We start from the raw sequence: 6,252 nt of genomic DNA, 5'->3' as shown, positions 1-6,252 counted from the left end.
TCCGCCTACCTCTACCAGGGCGAGGAACTGGGCCTGCCCGAGGTCACCGACCTGCCCGACGAGGTCCGCCAGGACCCCTCCTTCTTCCGGGCCGCGGGCCAGGAGGGCCTGCGCGACGGCTGCCGGGTGCCGCTCCCGTGGAGCGGCGACACGGCCCCGTACGGCTTCGGCACCGGCGGCAGCTGGCTCCCGCAGCCCGCCGACTGGGCCGCGCTCACCGTCGAGGCCCAGACCGGCGACCCGGACTCGACCCTGGAGCTGTACCGCACCGCCCTGTCCCTACGACGGACACATCCCGCCTTGGGCGCGGGCGAGTCGGTGGAGTGGCTGGACGCCCCCGAGGGTGTCGTGGCCTTCCGCCGCCCCGGCGGCCTGGTCTGCACGGTCAACACGACCCAGGCTCCGGTCCGCCTCGCCGCCCCCGGCACCCGGATCCTCCTCTCCTCCCGTCAACTGGAGCTCTCTGACGCCGACTTCGTGCTGTTGCCCGCCGACACCACCGTCTGGTGGCAGGAGTGACCCTGCCCGACGCCCATGCCACCCCCCGGCTCTCCGACATCGCCGGCCAGGCGCGGGTCAGCGAGGCCACCGTCAGCCGGGTCCTGAACGGCAGGGCGGGCGTCGCGGCGAGCACCCGGCAGCGGGTGCTCGCCGCGCTCGACGTGCTCGGCTACGAGCGTCCCGTACGGTTACGCCGCCGCAGCGCGGGCCTGGTCGGCCTCGTCATCCCGGAACTCACCAACCCGATCTTCCCGGCCTTCGCCCAGATCATCGAGCAGTCACTGGCCGGCCACGGCTACACCCCGGTGCTTTGCACCCAGATGCCGGGCGGCGCCACCGAGGACGAACTCGTCGAGCAGCTGGAGGAGCGCGGCGTCACCGGCATCGTGTTCCTGTCGGGGCTGCACGCGGACACCCGCGCCGACCCCACCCGCTACGCCCGGCTGGCGTCCTGCGGCGTCCCGTTCGTCCTGATCAACGGCTACAACGACCGCATCGACGCGCCGTTCGTCTCACCCGACGACGGCGCGGCGGCCCGGATGGCGGTACGCCACCTCGCCGAGCTGGGGCACGAGCGGATCGGGCTCGCCGTCGGCCCGGCCCGCTACGTGCCCTCCCGCCGCAAGGCCGAGGGCTTCGCGGCGGCGCTGGAGGAGTCGTTCGGCCTGTCGAGGGGGCAGGCCGAACGACGCGTCCAGCACACCCTGTTCAGCGTCGAGGGCGGCCACGCGGCTGCTGCCGCACTGCTCGACGACCAGGACTGCACCGGCATCGTCTGCGGCAGCGACCTGATGGCGCTGGGCGTCGTCCGCGCGGCCCGCCAGCGGGGTCTGGACGTCCCCGGCGATGTCTCGGTCATCGGCTTCGACGACTCCCAGCTGATCGCCTTCACCGACCCGCCGCTGACCACCGTCCGCCAGCCGGTCCAGGCGATGGCGACCGCCGCGGTCGGCGCCCTCATCGAGGAGATCCACGAGCGCGCCCAGGGACGGGGAGCCCCGGTCCGGCGCACCGAGTTCATCTTCCAGCCGGAACTCGTCGTACGGGGATCGACGGGCCCGGCCGGGACCTGACCTCCGGCTCATGGCCGCGATGGCGCCGCAGCGACCACGACGGCTCTGACCTGCTTAAACCGTGGTTCACCCCTGCACGTCTCGTGGTAGGGCGGGGGCGGTGTTGTGGCTCCCCGTGGGGTGCGCGGGCTCGACCACAGAGTTGTGGCCGGGGCGTCGACACCGGGCCGCTGCCGTGTCTCGAATGGCTGAAACCGGCGGGGCAAGCCGGGCATAAGCAGTGTTCGGGAAATAGGGAGTCACGCCATGACGAATTCAGCCTCCTCCCTGCGCGCAGGGTCCAGCCGGAAGATCAGAAGGGCCGTGATGCTGGCCGCGGCCATAGCTGTCACGGCTCCCTTGGTGGGCACTGCGCCACCGGCCGCGGCTGCCGACGCCCCAAAGATCGACAAGGACAAGGTGTACGGGTCGGAGCAGGACATCGTCGCCAGGATGGAGGGGACGGATGGGCTGAAGGACAAGGATGGGAACCCGGTGCGCGGGTATGCGCCCATCGAGCAGTCCGAGAGCGTGATGGGCTACCCCAAGGGCATCGACCGGGACAAGGACAACAAGGTCATGCCCGTCTACAAGGACGATGTGCAGGCCCAGTACGACGCCAAGCAGGCGGTCGTGGACGCCAAGGCGGCGGCGAAGAAGTACGCGGAGGACACGACGAACCACCCCGCGCCTTTGCGGGAAGTGGCCAAGCAGCTGGCGGATTCGACCCTCACCGATCCCTTCGTCACCAAGGACACCAACGACGACAAGCTCTTTGCGAAGGGCACCGAGGGCCCCGCCGAGGACTACTGCGCGGGCAAGATGCCCAAATACGCCGACGAGCCGCCGCAGAATGCCGCCAAGGCGAATCCGTGCGTCTTCGTCGGCAAGCTCGACAAGAAGGACGGCTCCAAGTACCCCAAGGTGGATGGCGGCTCCGGCATCGCAGGCGGGGGGAAGAAGACATACTCGGTCGAGACGCAGAGCACGGAGGAGGACAGCACGACCTCAGGCTGGTCGGCGGGTGGCAAGCTTACGACCAAGGTCACCAGCACTCCCGCGGGAGACAAGGGGGGAGCGGCGCCAGAGGTCAGTGGTGAGGTCAGCTTCACCTACAGCTACTCCTCCACCACCACCAACAAGGTGATGACCTCACAGAAGGATCAAACCGAGGTCGAGTTCCCGAGCGACAAGAAGGGGAGTCTGCAAGGCCGGCGCGACGGCGCGTACTACATCGGCTGGATCATCGCCCGCAAGGTCAATCACAAGATCCTCGATGACAACGTGGGCCAGGAGCAACTGGTCGCCATTCCCGCCCGGGTCTACGTCCAGTCTCCCCAGTCCAGCACCTCCGTCACCTACTTCAAGTACCAGGAGTAGGAGTGACCGGGTCAGCGAGCAGCCCCTGCCTGGGCGGCGTACGCAACGAACGCCGCCCAGGCCCGCGCCGGTACGGCGAGCCGCGGCCCGTCCTTGTCCTTGGAATCGCGGATGTGGATGGTGGTGGGGGAGGGGGCTATCTCGATGCAGTCACCGTCGCCCCCACTGCTGTAGCTGGACTTCCGCCAGGAGAGGGCTACTTCGATGCAGTCGCCGTCGCCGCTGCTGCTGTAGCTGCTTTTGAACCAAGCCAGATCGGTGGTGTTCATAGCGCTCCTCGCATCTGCTTCAGCAGGCTCAAGGAGTCATCAAGGGAGAGAGCCTGCGAGCGCATCCTGGCATACCGCATCTGGAGGACGCTGACCTCTTTCGGGTCGGAAATGAACAGGCCACCTCGTTGGCCCTCGTTGTAGGCGAACCACTGGTTCTCTGGGGTCTCCAGCAGCTGCATGGGGCCTGCCAACCCGGCGTGAGTCTCCCGCACGAGCGGCATGACCTGGATCTCCACGTTCCGCGCCTCGGCGACCTGCAAGATGTGGTCGATGAGTTCCCGGGCGACCTCCACTCCTCCCGTACGCCGCAGGAACAGATGCTCCTCCAGGATGAAGCTGTACGCCGTGTTCGGTCGCTCCCGCAGCAGCCGCTGGCGTTCTGCCCGCGCCGCCCACTGTGTCTCGATCTGGTGGTCGTTCAGCGGCGGAAGCTGCTCCGTGAACAGGGCTCGCGCGTATGCCTCGCTCTGCAACAGCCCTGGAATCAACCGGCATTCGTACGTGTAAAGACTGATCGCCTGCTCCTCCAACGCCGCCCACTGCCGGAACCACGCCGCAATCCCCGGCTTCCGCGCCAGATGGATGGCCGCCGCCCGTAATACCCCGAACGCATCCAGCACCTCCTCCGCCCGCTCGATGAAATCGGGTGGCGGCAGCCGTCGCCCCTGCTCGATCGAGGCCACGGTCTGCGGCGAGAACCGCACCAGCGGGGCCAAGCCCTCCTGCGTCAGCCCCGCCCGTTCCCGAAAAGCCTTGACCACGGCCCCGAATGTCTTGAGGCTGTCAGTGGATTCCGGTTCACCGCTGCCCGTACCGCCGGTCATGTCCCGCACCTCCATGCGCTCGTCCGGCTTCCGCCCAACCCACCCATGGTTACGCTCCGTTACGTGTACTGTCCACCCCCTGTGCCCGTACGCTGACCCTCCGTACGGGCCAGGGTCCTGGTCATGCGGCAGAAACGGGCGGCACCGTAGGGGCATGCCAGTCCACGTCTCCCCTTCGGCGGACCATCTCGCGGTCACCGTACGTGTGTTCAGCCAGCGCTTCAGTGCCACCCGCCGCGGCGCCCGGCTCGCCCGGCGGCTCGCCGTGCAGCAACTCGACGCCTGGGGCTTCCCCTACGGCGGTGAGGTATCCGACTCCGTCGGCCTGATCGTCGGCGAACTCGCCGCCAACGCCGTGATCCACGGCCGCGTACCCGGCCGTGACTTCGAACTGCGCCTGAGGGAACTGCCCGGCTCCGACCGTCCGGGCACCCTCCGGATCGAGGTCGCCGACACCCGTACGGAGAAGCGTCCGCCGGACCCCGGGGCCTTAGCGCCGCCACCGCCGGACTCCGAGGCCGGCCGTGGGCTGGTCCTCGTGACCGCGCTCGCGTCCCGCTGGGGCGTCCTCGACCGGCAGCCGGTCGGCAAGATCATCCATGCCGAACTGGACCTCTGGCGTGGGGATGAGGCGTGACGGCCGGACGCTCAGGGGCGAGCGTCGGGCGGGGAGGCCAGCGAGGCGGTGACCACCACCTGCTCCGCGCATCCGACCGCGCGCAACGCATCGCCGACGACCTCGACCAGCCACACGGCGACATCCGGAGACCACTCCGGCGCCCGGCAGGCGAACCGCATCACGCCCCGCTCGCGGCCCTTGTTGTAGCCGTGCTCGCCGTCCACGTCCGCCATGCCGGACAGATCGAGCCGACCGGCGGCGACGTCGACTTCCGCGAGGTCACCGAGTCGCTCCCGGACGGCGTCGCGCACGGCCGTCTCCTTGCCCCACCCCGCCTGGCCGGTAGCGGCGGTGACGCTCACCGGCACCGACGCGGACGGGTCGGCGAGAGCGAACCACTTCCGCATCGCCTCCAGGTCGTCGGAGGCATCACCGACGAGCTCGTGCAGCGGGAGGACGGCATGCAGCCCGGTGAACCGGACGCGCCCGAGCCGGTTCATCGCGTCCGACAGGATGCGCGCCACGTGAAGGACGGGGAGTCGCGGCTCCCGGACATCGTTCGGGATGTCCGCCGACATCCATGCCAGCTCCCGGACCCGACCGTCCTGCGTCCAGTCCCCACCGGCCAGGCAGTCGGCCCAGCGCCCCGGGTCCTGGACGATACGGGCCTCGCCCCAGCCCTGGTACTTGTAGGTCCAACCGCCGGTGGAGTACCAGCCGTAGGCCTCCGACCTGCGCATGGCCAGGTCGTACAGTTCGCTTCCGGTGTCCTCGCAGGTGAGGTGCGACGTCCACGGATACCGGTCGAGTACTCCGTGCAAGGCAACAAGCGTCTCGTAGTACACGCCAAGGGCCTTTCTGTACCCGACCGGCTTCCGAGCGCGGCCGGTGCTAGATGCCGCAGTACAGCGTCTGCGTCTTGGTCACGAGCTTCTCGGGGCTGTCCGGATAGCCGACGATGTCCGCGTCAACCACCGTACGGAAGTGGTTCTTCGCGATCAGGTTGGTGCACTTCCAGTTGGCGACCGCCCGCTTGTTGCTTCCGCCGCCCGGCGGAACGGTCTTGACTCCCTTGTCGAGAGTCTTCCACCCGTGGGACGTTTCGACCTGCAGCCAGATGGTGATCTTGGCGTGTGTCGCCGGGCCGTCGATCTTCTTCCACCAGCCGTGCGCGTTGACCGTGTTCCGCACGGTGTGTGAGAAGTGGGCGTAGTCGCCCTTGGTCAGGAAGCCGTGCGGGGCTTGGACGCCTTGGGCGTCGATCGCCTGGTAGCTGTGTGCCGGCTTGCTGTGGTCGTCGGCATGGGCCGGCATGGTCGAAGCGGCGGCCAGCAGAACGGCCAGCACGGCCGATGCTCCGCCGATACGGATCTTCACGATGATTCCCCCTAGTTTGGTCGCGTACATGGCGCGCCGCGACGAATCCAACCACGCCACCCGACTCCGCACAATTGTTTTGAATCTTGAGATGAATCTCAAGGTGTGTGCAGATGTGGTGAGTTGGGCGTAGGGGCGTGGGGGCGTGGGGGCGTGGGGTGAAGGACATGGGTCATGGTTCTAGCCGCGACGATTCGGAGGTGCAAGACCTTACGCAAGACATTGCA

Annotated in this window: 8 protein-coding genes; 4 read left to right on the top strand and 4 right to left on the bottom strand. The window is 68.4% G+C overall.

From position 1 onward, the window contains the following. The 3 genes from EST92_RS30555 to EST92_RS30545 all read left to right on the top strand — a co-directional run. A partial coding sequence (locus EST92_RS30555; RefSeq protein WP_129283918.1) for a DUF3459 domain-containing protein occupies positions 1 to 519 on the top strand: 519 nt, incomplete at its 5' end. Further along, a complete protein-coding gene (locus tag EST92_RS30550) occupies positions 504 to 1,574 on the top strand; it encodes a LacI family DNA-binding transcriptional regulator (protein ID WP_129283917.1) in 1,071 nt (356 codons plus the stop codon). The genes EST92_RS30555 and EST92_RS30550, both read left to right, overlap by 16 nt. 246 nt (positions 1,575 to 1,820) lie before the next feature. Further along, on the top strand, positions 1,821 to 2,933 hold the full coding sequence (locus tag EST92_RS30545; RefSeq protein WP_129283916.1) for a hypothetical protein: 1,113 nt from the start codon (positions 1,821 to 1,823) through the stop codon (positions 2,931 to 2,933). Positions 2,934 to 2,944: 11 nt separating this feature from the next. Here EST92_RS30545 and EST92_RS30540 read toward each other — a convergent pair whose 3' ends face one another. After that, positions 2,945 to 3,202 carry a DUF397 domain-containing protein gene (locus EST92_RS30540; protein ID WP_129283915.1) on the bottom strand — a complete coding sequence of 86 codons (258 nt, stop codon included), beginning with the start codon at positions 3,200 to 3,202 and terminating at the stop codon, positions 2,945 to 2,947. After that, entirely contained in the window at positions 3,199 to 4,029 is an 831-nt protein-coding gene (locus EST92_RS30535) for a helix-turn-helix transcriptional regulator (RefSeq protein WP_254069166.1), read from the bottom strand. Before EST92_RS30535 ends, EST92_RS30540 begins: the two co-directional genes overlap by 4 nt. Before the next feature lie 154 nt (positions 4,030 to 4,183). Here EST92_RS30535 and EST92_RS30530 point away from each other — a divergent pair, with 154 nt between their 5' ends. Further along, positions 4,184 to 4,666, top strand: coding sequence for an ATP-binding protein (locus EST92_RS30530; protein WP_129283913.1), 483 nt, complete (start codon positions 4,184 to 4,186; stop codon positions 4,664 to 4,666). 11 nt (positions 4,667 to 4,677) lie between these two features. Here the strand turns inward: EST92_RS30530 and EST92_RS30525 are convergent, their stop codons facing one another. Then, entirely contained in the window at positions 4,678 to 5,469 is a 792-nt protein-coding gene (locus EST92_RS30525; protein WP_129283912.1) for a hypothetical protein, read from the bottom strand. A 70-nt stretch (positions 5,470 to 5,539) separates the two neighbouring features. After that, on the bottom strand, positions 5,540 to 6,025 hold the full coding sequence (locus EST92_RS30520; protein WP_129283911.1) for a hypothetical protein: 486 nt from the start codon (positions 6,023 to 6,025) through the stop codon (positions 5,540 to 5,542). Between the last annotated feature and the right edge of the window lie 227 nt (positions 6,026 to 6,252).

It is taken from the genome of Streptomyces sp. TM32 (genome assembly GCF_004122755.1).
In the GTDB taxonomy this organism is placed as follows: domain Bacteria; phylum Actinomycetota; class Actinomycetes; order Streptomycetales; family Streptomycetaceae; genus Streptomyces; species Streptomyces sioyaensis.
This window is presented reverse-complemented; position numbering and strand designations above follow the sequence as displayed.